The following is an 18,027-nucleotide window of genomic DNA, read 5'->3' as shown; positions in this document are numbered from 1 at the left end:
TCGCCCGCGGCAAGGGCCGACCAAGAGCCGGGGACCAGGGACCAGGGCGCGCCGCGGCGAGGCCGGGGCGCCGGCCTCTGTCCACTCCGGGACGCGGCGCTTCCCCTACGCCAATCCTCGCGCGGCAAAGAAAAACGCGGCAGGCCGGAGCCTGCCGCGTGCATCATGCCGAGGTTCCGGCGCCGGGGTCAGGCGGCGTCATACAGGCGGCGTTCCAGCAGCGGGCTGCCGCGCAGGCCGGCGAGCGCCTTGGCGGCGCCCAGAACCGCGAGGTCCACCAGCGGCTCCACCAGGATCACCAGCATGTAGGCGGCGCCGAACGCGGCGATTTCGGACGCCGCGCCAAAGCCCTGGCCGTAGAGCGCCCAGAACCCGACCCAGGCGACGATGCCGGCCTGGTAGGTGGTGGAGAGCGCCAGCGCCTGACGATACTTCAGTTCCACATAGGGGGTGCCGGGGGCGACCACGCGCCGGGCCACCGCCGCCACGCCGAACAGCGGCACCAGCAGGGTGGTGACGTTCATGCCGTATTGCGGCAGGTCGAACGGCGCAAAGAACAGCCCCTGGATCAGCAGGCCCGCCGCCAGGCCCATGGCCGCCGGCGCCGCGCCGAAGACGAGGAACAAGGTGGAGCCGAGGATGAGATGCACCTCGGAAACGCCCACCGGATGATGGGGCAGCACTTCAAAGAAGCTGAAGACCAGGGCGGTGGTGACAAGACTGCGGGCCGCGAGCGAGACCAGGCCACGCGCGCGCACCGACTCCACCGCGAGCTTAAGGGCATAGCCACCGGCACCAAGGGCCGTGGCATAGCTCAACCAGATCTTCCCGCCGTCCACGAGGCCGGGTTCGATATGCATGACAAGTCTCCTGAGCCGTCTCACCCGACGGCGCGAGGTTGGGTCCAAGCGCAGGGCCGGTCTCCTGACTCGCGGGTCAAAGCCAAGCCTTCCGTCTTCCCGGGGCGTGCCGAGGCACACGCCAGTGACGTGGTGGAAGGTCGCTCGCCGCTCACAGTCGCGGGGGCGGTCGGGGCTCGGGCGACATCGCCTCTCCCCGTTCCCGTTTCAATCCGGGCCGAGGGCCCGGATACCATGCGCCTGGACAGGAGGGGCTAAGCGGCCGCACCTGTCAAGCGATTCCCCACCATGTCCGGCGCGGGCGCAGAGCGCTCAGCCGGCCCGGTTCAGCCACAGGCTCATCAGCTCCGCGCGGCTGCGCACGCCGAACTTGCGGAAGATCCGCGTGACGTGCTGGTGGGCGGTGGAGAGGGCCATGTCCACCTGGCGGCTGATCTCCTTTTCCGAGGCCTTGGTGAGCAGGAGCTGCAGCACCCGGCGTTCCGTGGGCGTGAGCGGCAGGGACGCCATCAGCAGGCCGTTGCCGAGCATCAGGTGGCGATGAAACCACTTGATCCCCCGCAGCGCATAGGCGACGTCGGCGATCTCCTGTCCGGTGAAGGCACGCCCGCCGTAGAAGCCGAAATGCGATTCGCAATCCTGGTTGAGCGGGAAGGCGACGAACACCGCGTCCTGGGTGCCGACGGCGCCGTAGTGGCGCTGGAAGAACGGGGTTTCGAACCAGTCCGGCGGCAGGTCGCGGCGGAACGCATAGGTTCTGAAGGTGCCGACATTGCGCAGCGGCAGCAGGAAGGAGGGATCGATCTCCCGCCGCTCCCAGATGCGCAGGATCTCCTTGAAATGTCCCTCGTCCGGATAGGGGGCCACCGGCCGCAGGGCCTGCATGGCGGAAACCCGCCAGCCTTGAAGCGGATCGTCGGGCGCGCTCCCGCACACGCGGATGGCGCCGGCCCAGGTGGCGTTGGCCGCCTGCACCGCATCGCCCAGCACCTGCATCAGGTGCGCGGCCGCCTGCGTCCACTGGCTGGCTTCGAAATCCGACAAGTCATCCCACAGGCGATGAATATGTTCCTGGCGATCGGGGTCCATGGTGGGTCGCGGGTTGGAGAACGGCGCCACCTCTGTGTACCGCGCCACCGGCGTCATGCAACAGGGCATGCCGCCCGGACCGCCGTATCCCCCGACACAGCCACAACCCGCGTGGCGGTTCGCGTGCCACCCCGCCGGGCGATCCAGGCCAGCCGAGTGACGTTCCCAGATACCGCCGCAAACATTCAGGCCCGTGCGCCTGCAATGCCTGCAACTTTGAGCAGCCGAGCGCAAGTATGCAGAGGGGAGATAAAGAATATCAACCCCCCTCTAATTAGAGGATGCGGGCTGAATTTGATTGTATCATCAGGGCGACCTAGCGTAGGGAAAAGCGAATTTCTTCGATCCGGCGGGGGCCAAGCAATGAGAAAGACACTACTGCTCAATACGTTCGCGGTCGCTCTCGCCGCCGGCCCGGCCTACGCGGCTGATCTGTCCGTCACCAAGGCGACACCGGCGGCGCCACCCGCCTGGACCGGCTTTTATGCGGGCGTGAACGTCGGCTTCGGCTGGGGCACCTCCGGCAGCGCCGACACGCTGGGCCTTCCTCTGGTCGACAACATCGCCGGCGACCCGCTGTGGGGCACCCCGGCCGGCTTCACCGCCGCGGCGAATTCCGGCACGGCGAGCCTCGGCCAGTCCGGCATGATCGGCGGCGCCCAGGCCGGCTACAACTACCAATGGGGCGCGAGCGTCGTGCTCGGCATCGAGGCGGACCTGCAGGGCTCGGCGATCCGTGGCACCGGCGGCTACGCCGGCATCGCCCAGTACGGCCCCGACCTCTCCGGCCTCGTCGACACCGCCGCCGGGGCCGGCACCGTCACCGCCGGCATCGACTGGTTCGGCACGGTGCGCGCCCGCCTCGGCTACCTGGTGACGCCCGACGTGCTGCTCTACGCCACCGGCGGTCTCGCCTATGGCGGCGTCACCGCGCGGTCCATCAACACGGTGTCGTTCGCGGACGACCTCCCGGGCTATTTCCCCACCTTCGGCGGCAGCGGCGCGGCCTCGAGCACGCGCGTCGGCTGGACCATCGGCGGCGGCGCCGAATGGCTGGTCACCCCCGGCTGGAGCGTGAAGGCCGAAGCGCTCTATTACAATCTCGGCTCGTCCAGCTTCGCCTCGAGCCCGGTCGGCGCCACCGACCCCGACGGCGCCAACCTCGCGGGCGGCGTCCCCGGCGCGGTGCTGTTCGCCAACACGCCGGTGACCACAGTCAGCTATGACGGCTTCATCCTGCGCGCCGGCGTCAACTACCACTTCAATGCCGGCCCTGCCGCCACCAGCGCTGCTGAAGCCGCGCCCGCCGGCTGGAACGGCCTCTACGCCGGCCTGAACGCCGGCTACGGCTGGGGCACCTCCGGCACCGCCGACACCCTGGCCTTCCCGGTGGCCGACGCCATCGCCACCGACCCGTACTGGGGCACCCCCGCCGGCTTCACCGCCTTGGCCAATTCGGGCGCGGCGAGCCTCAGCCCCTCGGGCTTCATCGGCGGCGTCCAGGTCGGCTACAATTATCAGTGGGGCCCCAGCGTCGTCGCCGGCATCGAGGCGGACATCCAGGGCTCCGGCATCACCGGCACCGGCAGCTACGCCGGCATCGCACAGTACGGCCCCGACCTCTCCGGCCTCATCGACACCGCGACCGGCGCCGGCACCGTCACCGCCAGCGTCGACTGGCTGGGCACGGTGCGCGCGCGCGTCGGCTACCTGGCGACGCCGGCCCTGTTGCTGTACGCCACCGGCGGCCTCGCCTACGGCGGCGTCACCGCCGATTCCGCCAATTCCGTCGCCTTCCATGACGACATTCCCGCCAGCTACCCCACCGTCGCGGGCACCGGCCACCTGTCGCAGACCCGGGTCGGCTGGACGCTGGGCGGCGGCGGCGAATGGCAGCTCGCCTCGCGCTGGAGCGTGAAGGCCGAGGCACTCTATTACAACCTCGGCTCGTCCAGCTTCGCCTCCACCGCCGTCGGCGCCATCGATCCGGACGGCAACAACCTCGCCGGCGGCGTGCCCGGCGCCACCCTGTTCGCCAACGTGCCGACCACCACCGTCACCTATGACGGCGTCATCGTGCGCGCCGGCATCAACTACCGTTTCAACTGAAGCGAGGGCGGCGCCCCGCGCCCGGCCCCGCGACGGAACGCCGGGCGGGCGTATCCCGCGCAGAGAACGGGCGGCGCGCCGGCGAACCGGCCCGCGCGGGCCCGCGCCATAAGGACAGCGACGGCCGCCGGCGCGGCGGCCCAGGCACCAGGAACAGGGAGCACAGCTGATGCAGGCGAGATCGATCTTTGGAACGCGGGGACGGCTCGGCGCCATCCTGGCGGGCGCGGCGGCGGCCCTCGCCGCGACGACACAGGTGGCGGCGCTCTCCCCCGCCGCTGCCCAGACCCCCATCAAGCCGCCCAACTGCGCCGCCGGCGCGGCGGACTGCTTCAAGGAAATCCGTATCGTCAACAATACGGACAAGACCATCTATCCCATCATCCAGGGGTCGCGGCAGCTCACCGAGGCGCTCGGCAACTGTCCCCAGGGCGACATCTGGCTGCAGCGGGCCCTGAACGACACCACCCAGTGCTTCAAGGTCAACAGCGACTACTATGCCTATGTGAACCCCACCACCGGCATCAAGAAGGGCGAAACCGCCTCGGTTCTGGTGCCGTGGTGGTCGAAGATGGACAAGAGCCGCCGGCCCAACGCCGATCTCTACATGGACTGGTGGCGCGGCGGCCGCATCTATTTCTTCGACGACCAGAACGCGCTGAACGACAGCTACAAGGTGAACGCCAGCCGCAAGGGCGAGCCGGTGGCCTATGCGGACAAGAGCCCGCAGGTCAAATGCAATGACGGCGCCAAGTTCAAGAATGTCTGCCTCACCTCCGAGCTGAAGGTGGTGCGGGTCCAGGACACGGTTCTCGGCAGCGCCGTCAACAACAAGTCGCCGTTCCAGCTCAATGAGTGGACCTTCGCCGACGTGCTGTCGGTCTCCAACGGCGGCATCCTCAACAGCCTCAATCTCAATTACAACGTCTCGAACGTCGACCAGCTCTATTTGCCGGTGGCCATGGAGCCCATCAAGCCTGGGTTCGACGTGGGCTACATGGGCTCCATCATGCCCGTGGCCGACTGGCGGGCGCGGCTGGTGAAGTTCACCGGCGCCAACGCCAGCCTCACCAACGCCAGCAAGTGGCCCATCTACAACAATCCGGTCGACCCCAAGACCAAGAAGAAGCGCTATCCCGACGCCGGCATCCGCGTGCCCTCGGCCCTGGCCGCCATCAATTTCTACATGGAACCGGCCTATATCGACGGCAATCTCAAGCAGCCGGAAATGATCCCGCTGCCCGCGCCCTATGAGCGCGCCGCGCTGCCCTCCGGCATCCGCAACATCCTGACAAACTGGGAGAACTGCACCACCGCGCCGTATAAGAACTGTCCCCTGAAGGACTGGTACGCGCCCATCAAGACCAGCTTCGACAAGAGCTATGCGGCCTATCTGGACAAGTGCTGGGACCCCAAGAAGAGCCCCGGCTGGATGAAGCCGGGCAGCGACGGCCTGCCGAAGGCGGAAACCTACATGCGCTTCGTCCAGGGCTGGGTGCCGTTCCGCGTGGACCAGGTGGCCGGCAAGGCCTGCACGCCCGCCGACGTGCCCGACCTGCCCCAGACCGGGCAGCCCCCGAGCCAGCTCGGCTATGCCCCCGTCAACTACATGAAGCTGCAGTATGACTGGGATCAGCTGAACGCCAAGGGCGGTCAGATCTTCAACCCCTACACCCAGCTGATGCACGGCGCGGTGGACGCTGGCTTCCTCAACACGTCGGCCTATGCCTTCTCCATCGACGACCACGAGAGCTTCCAGAACCACCCCGGCACCGGCCTGATCTTCGCCATCGGCGGCAGCGACGGGCTGCCCAACAAGTCGAAGGTGCCCTCGCGCCTGCCGCCCTATTACGAGTGGTACACCGCCGGCCTCACCCTGGGCGACGAGAAGGGCGGGACCGGCTGGAAGGCCTATGGCCTGTGCAAGGAGGAGGCCGACACGCTGTTCCCGAGCAAGACCGGCATCATGATCGGCCTGAACCCCGGAACCACCCCCTCGCCCTGCACCATCACCCTGCTGGACGAGAAGAACCGGAAGTATCAGGTCAAGGTCCTGAACTTCAGCACCAAGGGCAAGATGCCGTACCAGATCTGGCCGCAGTTCCGGCCCAGCGGCGCGGTGACCTTCGACCCCAACGTGCTGGTGTGTCCGAACCCCAACGACGACTGGTGCAAATACACCAATGAGGTGGCGCAACGGGTGGATTCGGAGAAGCCGAACAAGGCCCCGACCTTCACGCTCAGCACCCGGGCGCCGAAGTAAGGCAGAACCCATGGCCGGCGCCCCGCGCGCCGGCCATCAAGACACCGCCAGCCCGCGTCCCCCTTGGACGCGGGCGGTCCCATGACCTGTGCGCTGGCAACGCCGCCGATCCAGCCCAGAATACGCCCCCCGCGTGCCCTGTCGGCAGCGGCCGGGCTCTCCGCAACGGCCCCCGCCGGTTCGCCGCGCGGCGCCAGCGCCCGCGCCGAGGCTTCAATCCCGCCGTCGGACGCCGTCGTCTGGCGGGCGCCGATCCTGCCCGGCGGCTCCTGCCCTGCTGACGCAGGACCCCGCCGATACGAAGACGGCCACCGTCACCCGCCGGTCGCGCAACCCCACCGCCCCCACCGCCCCCACCCGGCCGCGCGCCGGCGAAACCTGACGTGTTCGCGAACAGCGTGGCGGCATGCCCCGCGCAGACGCCGTCCCTCCATCTCCCCCTATCGCCACCAAAGCGGCCAGCCAGCACCAACAGGGGCAAGCTCCATTTCTCCAGAACGGTTTCAACGCCGGGTGAGGACGCTCGCCCCGCCTCGCCGTGCGCCCAAGCCACTTCGCGCTTTGCGGGCGGAGCGCCATCGCCGACATGCAGCGTGAGCGGACAAAGCGCGCCTCCGCCACGTTCGGCCTCCGCCAGATCCGGCCGGATCACGCCCGCCCCCACCCGGCCCCTGATCACAACGGGCCGATCACAACGGCTGGCGGCCAGCACTCCCGCTTATTGTATATAAAATCGATGGACAAACATTTATATAATAAGCATGATCCCGCCCACTGAGCGGCTGGCTCCGCGACCGCGCGTGGCGGGCGCGGGCGTCGATGCCCATGCCCGCCGGGAGCAGAAAGTTGAACGCGTTTACGCCTCTCCCGGGCACATCCGGGCCCGCAGACCGGATCGCCCGCGCCCGCCAGCTCACGGCCCGCTTCGCCGCGCGGGCCGGCGACAGCGACCGCCTCGGGCGTTTTTCCTTCGAGAACATCGCCGACCTGCGGGACGCCGGCCTGCTCGCCCTGGGCATTCCCCAGGCCCATGGGGGAAGCGGAGCACGCCTTCCCGAGACGCTGGAGATCGTGCGCGCCATCGGCGCCGGCGATCCCTCCACCGCCCTGGTGCTGCTGATGCAGATCCTGCACCATCGCGCCATCGCCACCCGCGGCACCTGGCCCGCCCATGTACGCGAGCAGGTCTACCGCGGCGCCGTGGCGGACGGCGCCCTCATCAACGCCCTGCGGGTCGAGCCGGACCTCGGCAGCCCAGTGCGCGGCGGCATTCCCGCCACCCGCGCCACCCGCACCGCCGCCGGCTGGCGCCTTTGCGGCCGCAAGCTCTATTCCACCGGCGCACCGGCCCTGCGCTGGGGCATCGTCTGGGCCGCCACGGACGAAGCCAGCCCGCGCATCGGCGAATTCCTGGTGCCGCTCGACACCCCCGGGGTGCGCATCGAGACCACCTGGGACCACCTCGGCCTGCGCGCCAGCGGCAGCGAGGATGTGATCCTCGACCAGGTGGAAATCCCGCTCGACCATGCGGTGGACCTGCGCGAGCCGCAGGACTGGGGCCGGAGCGATGTCGGGCTCAATGCCTGGCTGCCGCTGATGCTCGCCGCCCTCTATGACGGCGTGGCCCGCGCCGCCCGCGACTGGCTGTTCGATTTCCTGCGCACGCGCACCCCCGCCAACCTGGGGCGGCCGCTCGCCACCGTCCCCCGCATCGCCGCTGCCGCCGGCGAGATCGAGGCGCTGCTGCAGGTCAACGACGCCTTGCTGAGCGCCATTCCCGCGCGCATCGAAGCCGGCGGCGTCCCGCGCCCCGATCTGGTGAAGCTGACCGTCACCCGCAACGCCATCGCCGCTGTCGAGCAGGCGCTGGCGGTGGTCGGCAACCATGGCCTGAAGCGCGCCAACCCCCTTGAGCGGCACCATCGCGACGCGCTGTGCGCCCGCGTGCACCACCCGCAGGACGACCTCATCCTCGAAGGCGCCGGCCGCGCCGCCCTCGGCGCCTGACCTCCCCCATCCGCAACCAGCACGCCATGAGCCGACCTGACTGCCTCCGGTCCGATGCGCCCCCCGGCCCATTGCCGCCGCGGCCCTCCGTCCGCCGCCGCAAGGCCCGCTGCCGCGGCCGATCACGCTGGCGGCGGCGGGCCTCGCCGTCATCCCGGGGCGGCCCATGCTCGACGGCGTCCCGTGCCACACCTGCGACAGCGGCATCGCCAAGGCCGAGGCAATCGCGGTGCGGCGGCTGGCGGGGTGCGCCGTCCTTGGCACCGCCGCCGCCCTCGCCCGCCACGAGCACCCGGGCCACGAGCACCTGGGCCACAAGCACCCGGGCCACAAGCACCCGGGCCACAAGCACCCGGGCCACAAGCACCCGGGCCACAAGCACCCGGGCATCGACCGCATCCCCAGACGCAACGGGCGGGGCCAGTTCACCCTCTCGCGGCTCTCCCCCCTCGTCATGATCGCCATATCGCTGCTGCCCGCCCTCGGCAGCGCCGGGCCATACGCGGTCGATCTCGCCAATTCCCCGCCCGTCTCCGGTCTCAGCCAGTCGGTGCCGTGCACCGCCCGCATCGGCCTCACGCTCATCCTGAGCGTCCGCCGTGCCCGCCCGTTGCCGGGCACGGCGACGACGGACCGTCGAACAGAGCTGCCCCTACCTCCAATCCGACCTGCAACCCGACCTGCAACCCAGCCTGGAGCGCGCGCCACGCCGGCGCGAAGACAAGGACTGCCCAATGACCCAGCACCCCGATGCCCCGCGCGTCGTCATCATCGGCGGCGGCCTCGCCGGCGCCCTCAGCGCCATCAAGATCATCGACGCCACCCGCGCGCCCCTCGCCCTCACCCTCGTCGAGGAGCGGGCCGAACTCGGGCGCGGCATCGCCTACAGCACGAACGACCTCGACCACATCGTCAATGGCCCGGCGCGCATCTTCGCCCTGCACCTCGACGCCCCCGACCATTTCACCCAATGGCTCGCCGCCGACCCCACGCGGCGTGGCTGGCGCCCGCCGGCGGGCACCGCCCTGGGCGACAGCTTCCCGCCCCGCGCCCTCTACGGCGACTATGTGCAGGACGAGCTGGCGCGCGCCCTCGGCGACGCGGGCGGGCGCGTCACCTTCACCCACGTGCGCGACCGCGCGGTGGACCTCGTGCCCACCACAGATGGCTTCCGCGTCGCCCTGCGCTCGGGCGCGACACGCGACGCCGACCGGGTGGTGCTCGCCACCGGCCTGTTCACCTCCGACCGCGCCATCGCCGTGGACCCGCGGCTGCGGCACGGCAGCCGCTACGTCGCCGACCTCTGGTACGATGCAAGTGCCCTCGACGGCGCCGAGGCGGACCGGAACATCCTGCTGCTCGGCACCAGCCTGACCGCTCTCGACGGCCTCATCTCACTGGAGAAGCGCGGCTATCGCGGGCGCTACGTGGCGATTTCCCGGCGCGGGCTGCTGCCGCAGGAACGGCGGGAGGCGGCGCCCTGGCCCGATTTCCTCGACCCCGACGCCCTGCCCGACCGGGTGAGCGAGCTCCTGTTCGCGGTGCGCCGCGAGCTCAAGGCCATCCGCGCCGCCGGCGCGGACTGGCAGCGCCTGCCGCTGGCGGTGAAGCCGGTTCTCAACGCCCTCTGGAGCACCGCATCAGATGCCGAGCGCCGCCGCTTCGCTCGCCATCTGCGGGTCTATTGGGACATCACCCTGCATCGCGCGGCCCCGCCCACTTACGGCTGGCTGGCGCGGGCGCGGGCGGAGGGGCGCTTCGCCAACATCAAGGGCCGGGTGATCGCCCTGGATGCCGACGGCGACACGGTGGCGGTGACCCTGCGCCGTCGCGGCGCCAGCGACACCGAGACCCTCCACGTCGACCGGGTGGTGAACGGCCTCGGCCACGAATTCGACTGGCGGCGGATCGATGACCCCCTGGTGCGCGCCCTGCTGGCGCGCCAATTGGTGGCGCCGCACGCCACCGGCTACGGCATCGGCGCCGATCCGGCGAGCGGTGCCGTGCTGGACCGGGCCGGGCGGCCATCCACACGCCTGTTCGCGGTGGGTCACCCGCTGCGCGGCGCATCCTGGGAATCGAGCGCCATTCCCGAACAGCTGGCGCAGGCGACCGCCCTCGGCGCCACCTTCGCCGGCCTGCTGGCGCAGCGCCGCGACGTGGCCTGAAGACCCTGCTGGCCCGAAAGCCCTGGCCTGAGAACACTCCCCCGGCGGCGGCAGGACGGCGCGCCGCCGAGGGAGGCCTCGGCGGGGAGCTGCGAGGCGAGCCACAGGTTGCATGCAATAAATTTAGTAAATCAATTGAATATATTTACATATATAAGAAACGGGGATATTTTATAATAACATATCATATTTGGATAATATGGAGCGGGCCATGGGGTATCTCGGGCGGTGGACAGCGGGGGCGGCCCTCGTCCTGACGGCGGCGCTGGCCGCGACGGGCGCGGGCGCACAGGACGCGAAGGACCCGCCGAAGCGCGGCGGCACCCTGACCGCCATCGTGCAGCCGGAACCGGTCATCCTCACCGCCGCCCTCAACACCGCCGCCCCGACCGGCATCGTCACCGGCTCCATCTTCGACGGCCTGGTGGATTATGACGCCGACCTCAAACCGGTGCCCGCCCTGGCCGAGAGCTGGGACACCTCGAAGGACGGGCTCACCTTCACCCTGCACCTGCGCGACGGCGTGAAGTGGCATGACGGCACCCCCTTCACCTCCGCCGACGTGAAATGGACGCTGGAGGAGGTGTGGAAGAAGATCCACCCGCGCAACCAGGCCATCTTCTCCAAAGTGACGGCGGTGGATACGCCCGACGCGCGCACTGTGGTGCTGCATCTCAGCGAGCCGTCCATCGCCATCCTGTCCTCGCTCAATTCCAACGGCGCCCAGGTGCTGCCCAAGCATCTCTATGAAGGCACCGACATCCTCAACAATCCCTACAACAACAAGCCGGTGGGCACCGGCCCCTTCGTCTTCAAGGAATGGCGGAAGGGCGAATACGTGCTGCTGGAGCGCAACCCCGACTATTGGGACGCCGGCAAGCCCTATCTCGACAAGGTCGTGTTCCGGGTGATCCCGGACGCCGCCGCCCGCTCGGCGGCGCTGGAGAAGGGCGAGGTGCAATGGGGCGTGCTGAGCCCGGTGCCGCTGAAGGACGCCGAGCGCCTCGCCAAGCTGCCCAACCTGCGCGTTTCCACCGAAGGTTATGAATGGGTCTCGCCCTGGCTGTTCGCCGACTTCAACGTGGAACGCCCCTACCTGAAGGACCCCAAGGTGCGCCAGGCCCTGGCCCAGGCCATCGACCGCGCCGCCATCTCCAAGGTGGTGTGGTTCGGCTTCGCCAAGCCCGCCACCAGCCCGGTGCCCTCCACCCTCGCCGCGTTCCATGACGATGGCGGGGTGGTCTATCCGTTCGATCCCAAGAAGGCCGAGGCACTGCTGGACGAGGCCGGCTACAAGCGCGGCCCGGACGGCACCCGCTTCAGCCTGAACATCGACTACATTCCCTATGGCGACGACTTCAAGCGCACCGCTGAATACATCAAGCAAGCATTGAAGCGCATCGGCGTCGAAGCCAACGTGCGCTCGCAGGACACCGCCGCCTACACCCGCCGCGTCTATGGCGACCGCGACTTCGACATTTCCATCGTCTGGTTCGCCGCCTTCTCCGACCCGCAGGTGGGCGTCAACCGCGCCTATTGGTCGGCCTCTGTGGGCAAGAACATCCCCTGGACCAACGGGTCGGGCTACCGCAACGAGAAGGTGGATGCCCTCATCTCCGCGACCCAGGGCGAGGCGGACCCGGAGAAGCGGATTCAGCTGTTCAAGGACCTGCAGAAGATCGTGCTCACCGATCTGCCCAGCCTGCCGCTGGTGGAGCTGAAGTTCTTCACCGTGGAGAACGCCAGCCTCAAGCATCCCAAGGTGCGCGGCGACCAGGTCTACGGCTCGTTCCGCGACTTCTGGATCGACACAGCCGACGCCCCCGCCAAGCCGGCGGATGCCAAGCCGGTGGATGCCAAGCCGGTGGACACCAAGTCCAACTGAGGTTCTCCCCGAGCCTGGCCGCCCGGCGCCCCGGGCGGCCCCTTTTCATCTTGCCGCGCCAGCCATTTTCCAGCCGCTCATTCTTCCAGACAGGGACATTTTCATGACCCGCCTCTCGCGCCGCGCCGTCCTTGCCGCCTCCGTGCTGGCCCTCGCCGCCGCCTGCGGCGTGCCATCGGCCACCCCTGCCGCCGCCGACAGCCCGACCCGCGGCGGCACCCTCTCCATCATCCTGAACCCCGACCCGGTGACCCTGACGCCGGTGGCCAACGTCGCCCAGCCGACCCAGCTCGTCGCCGGCAACGTCTTCGACGGCCTGGTGTCCTACGACTTCGACCTGACCCCGCGCCCCCAGCTCGCCGAGCGCTGGGAGGTCGCGCCCGACGGCCTCACCCTCACCTTCCACCTGCGGCGGGGGGTGAAGTGGCACGACGGCCAGCCGTTCACGGCCGCCGACGTGAAATGGTCCCTGGAGAACGTGTGGAAGACCATCCACCCGCGCAACAAGGCCCTGTTCGAGAATGTCTCGTCCGTGGAGACGCCGGATGAGAACACGGTGGTGCTGAAGTTCTCCAAGCCGTCGCTGCCGATCTTCTCGGTGCTCAACGGGGTGGGCGCGCCCATCCTGCCCAAGCATCTCTACGAGGGCACCGACATCCTCAACAATCCCTACAACAACAAGCCGGTGGGCACCGGCCCCTTCGTCTTCAAGGAATGGCGGAAGGGCGAATACGTGCTGCTGGAGCGCAACCCCGACTATTGGGACGCCGGCAAGCCCTATCTCGACAAGCTGGTGTTCCGCATCATCCCCGACGCCGCCTCCCGCGCCGCCGCCATCGAGAAGGGCGAAGTGCAGTATGCCCCCTTCAATCCGGTGCCGTTCCGCGACGTGGAGCGCCTGAAGGCGCTGCCGCAGCTGAAGGTCGAAACGCGCGGCTACGAATGGCTGTCGCCGGTGCTCTATTTCGACTTCAACGTGGACACCCCCTACCTGAAGGATGCCCGGGTGCGCCAGGCCATCGCCCACGCGGTGGACAAGGAGGCTTTGGCCAAGGTGGTGTGGTTCGGCTACGGCAAGCCGGCGGTGAGCCCCGTCCCCTCCACCCTCGCCGCCTTCCACGACCCGAGCGTGCCGAAATACCCGTTCGACCCCAAGAAGGCCGAGGCGCTGCTGGACGAAGCGGGCTTCAAGCGCGGTCCCGACGGCACCCGCTTCACCCTCACCCATGATTTCCTGCCCTATGGCGACGACTACCGGCGCACCGGCGAATTCCTGAAGCAGGCGCTCAAGCGGGTCGGCATCGAAGTCACCATCCGCGCCCAGGATTCCGCCGCCTTCATCAAGCGCGTCTATGCCGACCGCGACTTCGACATCTCCTCCTCCTACAACGCCGCCTTCCCCGACCCGCAGATCGGCGTCGTGCGCGAATACTGGTCCGGCTGGCTCGGCACCAAGACCCCCTGGACCAACGGCTCGGGCTATCGCAACCCCGAGGTGGACCGGCTGATCGAGCACGCGGCGGTGTCCGGCGATGCCGCCGCCCGCGCCGCCGACTTCCGTGCCTTCCAGCAGATCGTCCAGGGCGACGTGCCGACCCTGCCGCTGCTGGAGCTGAAGTTCTTCACCGTCCACGCCGCCAACCTGAAGGGCGCGGTGGAGCAGGGCGACCAGGTCTATTCCTCGCTGCGCAACGCCTGGCTCGACGGCGGCGCCGCCAAGGGGAATTGAGGCATGGCGCGCTACCTGCGGCGCACCCTGGGCCAGATCGCCTTCGTGATCCTGGGCATCGCCATCATCAACTTCTTCCTGCTCCGCCTCGCCCCCGGCGACGCGGCGCAGGTGATGGCGGGCGAGGCCGGCGCGGCGACCCCCGAATACATGGCGGCGCTGCGCCGCCAGTTCGGCCTCGACCAGCCGCTCTACCTGCAATTCCTGGCCTATCTCGGAAACGTGCTGACGCTGAACCTCGGCTATTCCTTCCGCCAGGGCCTGCCGGTATCGGAGCTGATCTGGCAGCGGCTGCCGGCCACCCTGCTGCTCATGGGCACCGCCATCGCCTTCGCCATAAGCGTCGGCGGCACGCTGGGCTTCATCGCCGCGCGCCACGCCGGGCGGCTCACCGACACGCTTATCTCCGCCCTGGCGCTGCTGTTCTACGCCACCCCGGTGTTCTGGATCGGGGTGATGCTGGTGGTGGTGTTCTCGGTGCTGCTCGACTGGCTGCCCGTGGGCGGCATGGCCAGCATCGAATCCGGCTACACCGGCCTTGCCTATGCGGCGGACGTGGGCCGGCATCTCATCCTGCCGGCGCTGACCCTCGGCCTGTTCTACCTCGCCATCTATACCCGCCTGATGCGGGCCTCCATGCTGGAGGTGTACGGACAAGACTTCGTGCGCACCGCCCGCGCCAAGGGGGTGCGGCCGCACCGCATCGCCCTGCGCCATGTGCTGCGCAACGCGCTGCTGCCTATCGTCACCACGCTCGGCGTGCAGCTCGGCTCCATCCTCGGCGGCGCCATCCTGGTGGAAACGGTGTTCTCGTGGCCGGGCCTGGGCCGGCTGGCGTTCGAGGCGCTGTTCCAACGCGACCTCAACCTGCTGCTGGGCATCCTGTTCTGCTCCTCCGTGGTGGTGGTGCTGGTCAATCTCGCCGTGGACGTCGCCTATACGGTGCTCGATCCGCGCATCGAGCTGAGCTGAAGGCCCGCCATGGCGCTCCTCGACCGCACGACCGGTCCCGCCGCCCCCGCCGCCGCCCGCGACACGCTGGCGCTGCGCCTGCTGCGCCGCCCCTCGGCGCTGCTGGGGCTGGTCCTGCTTGCGGCCATCATCGCCATGGCCGCGTTCGCCGACCTGCTGTATCCCGACGATCCGCTTGACATGGTGGCCCAGCCGTTCCTGTGGCCGGGGCAGGATGCCGCCTATCCGCTGGGCACCGACATGCTGGGGCGCGATATCGCCGCTGGCGTCTTCCACGGCGCCCGGGTCTCCCTGCTGATCGGCGCGGTGGCGACCCTGGTCTCCCTCGTCATCGGCATCAGCGCCGGGGCGCTCTCCGGCTATTACGGCCGCCGGCTCGACGCCGCGCTGATGCGGGTCACCGAGCTGTTCCAGACCATCCCCCCGTTCCTGTTCGCCCTCGCCATCGTGGCGATCCTGCAGCCGTCCATCGCCACCATCACCTTCGCCATCGGCATCACCGCGTGGCCCAGCCTGGCGCGGCTGGTGCGGGCCGAGGTGCTGCGGCTGCGCCATGGCGAGCTGGTGGCCGCCTCCATCGCCCTCGGCGCCTCGGACGCACGCATCATCCTGCTGCACATTCTGCCCAATACCCTGGCGCCGGTGATCGTCTCCGCCTCCATCCTGGTGGCCAGTGCCATCCTCACCGAATCCTCCCTCGCCTTCCTCGGCCTCGGCGACCCCAATGTGGTGAGCTGGGGCGGCATGGTGGGCGCCGGCCGCGAGGTGCTGCGCACCGACTGGTACGTGGCGACCATTCCAGGCCTGGCCATCGTCGCCGCCGTGCTCGCCCTCAACCTGCTGGGCGACGGCCTCAACGACGCCCTCGACCCCAAGGGAGCGCGGCGATGACCGAGACCGTCCTGTCCGTCGAAGGCCTGAACATCGCGTTCGCCGCCGGGCGTGCCCGGCGTCCGGCGGTGCGCGACCTCTCGTTCTCGGTTCGCCGGGGCGAGACCCTGGCCCTGGTGGGCGAGAGCGGCTGCGGCAAGTCCATTACCGCCCTGTCGCTGCTCGGCCTGTTGCCTCCGGCCGGGCGGGTGGAGAGCGGCACGGTGCGACTGGAGGGCCGCGCCCTGACCGGGCTCAGCGAGGGGGACTTGCGGAAAGTGCGCGGGGCCCGCATCGCCATGATCTTCCAGGAGCCCATGACCGCGCTCAACCCGGTGCTCACCATCGGCGAGCAGGTCATGGAAGCGATCCTGGAGCACGAGCCCATTGGCCGCGCCGCAGCGCGCGCGCGGGCGCTGGCGCTGCTCGACCAGGTGCATATTCCCGACGCCCGCCGCCGCTTTGCCGATTATCCCCACCGCCTGTCCGGCGGCATGCGCCAGCGGGTGATGATCGCCATGGCGCTGGCGCTCTCGCCCGCGGTGCTGGTGGCGGACGAGCCCACCACCGCGCTCGACGTGACCATCCAGGCGCAGATCCTCGCCCTCATCGACGAGCTGAAGCGCGCCCACGGCACCGCCGTGGTGCTCATCACCCACGACCTGGGCGTGGTCGCCCAGCACGCCGAGCGGGTGCTGGTGATGTATGCCGGACGCCAGGTGGAGGCCCGCGCCACCACCGACCTGTTCGCCCAGCCCCTGCACCCCTACACCCGCGGCCTGATCGCGGCGCGGCCGGCCCTGGGCGCGGCCGGACGCGGCCGGCGGCTCACGGAGATTCCCGGCACGGTGCCGAGCCTTGCCGCCATGCCGGACGGCTGCGCCTTCGCGCCCCGCTGCGCCCACGCCGATGCCGCCTGCGGCGCCGGCACGCCACCGCTCCGCCCGGTTGCCGGCGGCGCGGTCGCTTGCCTGAAGGCCCTCACCCTCCCCGACCAGGACAGCCATGCCGGATCGCCTCGCCCCGCCGCCCTCAGCGCCTGACCCCGTGCTGCGGGTGGACGACCTGTCAGTGCGCTTTCAGACCGCGCGCGGCGCCGTCCAGGCCGTCAGCAACGTCTCGCTGCAGCTGCCGCCCGGCCAGACCCTGGGGCTGGTGGGGGAAAGCGGCTGCGGCAAGTCCACTCTCGGGCGCGCCATCGTCCGGCTGATCGAGCCCGCGAGCGGGCGCATCCATCTCGCGGGAGAGGACATCACCCACACCCCGCGTCACCGCCTGCGCGCCGCCCGGCGCAAGGTGCAGATGGTGTTCCAGGACCCCTTCGCCTCCCTCGATCCACGCTGGACCGTGGGCGAGTTGATTGCCGAGCCCCTCCACATCCACGCCATCGGCACCCGCGCCACGCGCCGGGCCCGGGTGGCGGATCTGCTCGGCAAGGTCGGCCTGCCGCCGGACGCGGCGGAGCGCACGCCGCACCAGTTCTCCGGCGGACAGCGCCAGCGCATCGGCATCGCCCGGGCCCTGGCGCTGGAGCCCGACGTGGTGGTGCTCGACGAGCCGGTGTCGGCCCTCGACGTCTCGGTGCAGGCGCAGATTCTCAACCTGCTGGACGACCTGCAGCAGGCCCTGGGCGTCGCCTTCCTGTTCATCAGCCACGACCTGTCGGTGGTGGAATATGTGAGCGACCGGGTGGCGGTGATGTATCTCGGCCGCATCGTCGAGCTGGCAGACCGGGAGACCCTGTTTCGGGCACCCGCCCATCCCTACACCCGGGCGCTGCTGGAGGCGGTGCCGCGCCTTTCCGCCACTCGCCCCGCCGGCCCGCCGCTGGCCGGCGACCTGCCGAGCCCCTATGCGCCGCCGCCGGGCTGCGCCTTCCACACCCGCTGCCCGGTGGCGCGCGAACGCTGCCGCGGCGAGGCCCCGGCGCTGCGGCAGTCGGCCCCCGGCCACCACGTCGCCTGCCATTTCCCCACCGCCACGCCGGCATGATCCGCCGCCTCGCGGCGGGATCGGACGCGGGATCGACCAGGACCGCTCCGCGCCGGCCGCCACCACCCGCGGCCGGCGCGCCG

12 protein-coding genes and 1 riboswitch are annotated in these 18,027 nt (G+C 69.8%); of the genes, 10 read left to right on the top strand and 2 right to left on the bottom strand.

Annotated elements, in window-relative coordinates:
- Positions 1–188: 188 nt before the first annotated feature.
- Complete coding sequence (locus tag V5F53_RS20835) at positions 189–860, bottom strand: energy-coupling factor ABC transporter permease (RefSeq protein WP_393995566.1); 672 nt, start codon at positions 858–860, stop codon at positions 189–191.
- Positions 861–897: 37 nt separating this feature from the next.
- Positions 898–1,112: riboswitch (cobalamin riboswitch) on the bottom strand.
- Between the two features lie 60 nt (positions 1,113–1,172).
- Positions 1,173–1,949 carry a helix-turn-helix transcriptional regulator gene (locus tag V5F53_RS20830; RefSeq protein ID WP_393995565.1) on the bottom strand — a complete coding sequence of 259 codons (777 nt, stop codon included), beginning with the start codon at positions 1,947–1,949 and terminating at the stop codon, positions 1,173–1,175.
- Between the two features lie 363 nt (positions 1,950–2,312).
- Here V5F53_RS20830 and V5F53_RS20825 point away from each other — a divergent pair, with 363 nt between their 5' ends.
- The 10 genes from V5F53_RS20825 (at position 2,313) to V5F53_RS20780 (ending at position 17,944) form a co-directional block, all read left to right on the top strand.
- Positions 2,313–4,058 carry an outer membrane protein gene (locus tag V5F53_RS20825; RefSeq protein ID WP_393995564.1) on the top strand — a complete coding sequence of 582 codons (1,746 nt, stop codon included), beginning with the start codon at positions 2,313–2,315 and terminating at the stop codon, positions 4,056–4,058.
- A 169-nt stretch (positions 4,059–4,227) separates the two neighbouring features.
- Positions 4,228–6,321: a hypothetical protein gene (locus V5F53_RS20820; RefSeq protein ID WP_393995563.1), complete on the top strand. Its 2,094-nt coding sequence runs from the start codon at positions 4,228–4,230 to the stop codon at positions 6,319–6,321.
- An 846-nt stretch (positions 6,322–7,167) separates the two neighbouring features.
- Complete coding sequence (locus V5F53_RS20815; RefSeq protein WP_393995562.1) at positions 7,168–8,328, top strand: acyl-CoA dehydrogenase family protein; 1,161 nt, start codon at positions 7,168–7,170, stop codon at positions 8,326–8,328.
- Positions 8,329–9,062: 734 nt separating this feature from the next.
- Positions 9,063–10,496: an FAD/NAD(P)-binding protein gene (locus V5F53_RS20810; RefSeq protein WP_393995561.1), complete on the top strand. Its 1,434-nt coding sequence runs from the start codon at positions 9,063–9,065 to the stop codon at positions 10,494–10,496.
- Positions 10,497–10,707: 211 nt separating this feature from the next.
- A complete protein-coding gene (locus tag V5F53_RS20805; RefSeq protein WP_393995560.1) occupies positions 10,708–12,381 on the top strand; it encodes an ABC transporter substrate-binding protein in 1,674 nt (557 codons plus the stop codon).
- A 103-nt stretch (positions 12,382–12,484) separates the two neighbouring features.
- A complete protein-coding gene (locus V5F53_RS20800; protein WP_393995559.1) occupies positions 12,485–14,110 on the top strand; it encodes an ABC transporter substrate-binding protein in 1,626 nt (541 codons plus the stop codon).
- A gap of 3 nt (positions 14,111–14,113) precedes the next feature.
- Complete coding sequence (locus V5F53_RS20795; protein ID WP_393995558.1) at positions 14,114–15,082, top strand: ABC transporter permease; 969 nt, start codon at positions 14,114–14,116, stop codon at positions 15,080–15,082.
- Positions 15,083–15,091: 9 nt separating this feature from the next.
- Positions 15,092–15,973, top strand: a complete 882-nt coding sequence (locus V5F53_RS20790; protein WP_393995557.1) for an ABC transporter permease — start codon at positions 15,092–15,094, stop codon at positions 15,971–15,973.
- Positions 15,970–16,995, top strand: a complete 1,026-nt coding sequence (locus tag V5F53_RS20785; RefSeq protein ID WP_393995556.1) for an ABC transporter ATP-binding protein — start codon at positions 15,970–15,972, stop codon at positions 16,993–16,995. The genes V5F53_RS20790 and V5F53_RS20785 overlap by 4 nt, the downstream gene beginning before the upstream one ends.
- On the top strand, positions 16,958–17,944 hold the full coding sequence (locus tag V5F53_RS20780) for an ABC transporter ATP-binding protein (protein ID WP_393995555.1): 987 nt from the start codon (positions 16,958–16,960) through the stop codon (positions 17,942–17,944). Before V5F53_RS20785 ends, V5F53_RS20780 begins: the two co-directional genes overlap by 38 nt.
- Positions 17,945–18,027: the final 83 nt, after the last annotated feature.

The organism is Xanthobacter cornucopiae, assembly GCF_043195065.2.
GTDB lineage: Bacteria > Pseudomonadota > Alphaproteobacteria > Rhizobiales > Xanthobacteraceae > Xanthobacter.
Note: the sequence above shows the minus strand (reverse complement) of the source record. Positions and strands in the feature narration are given on the sequence as shown.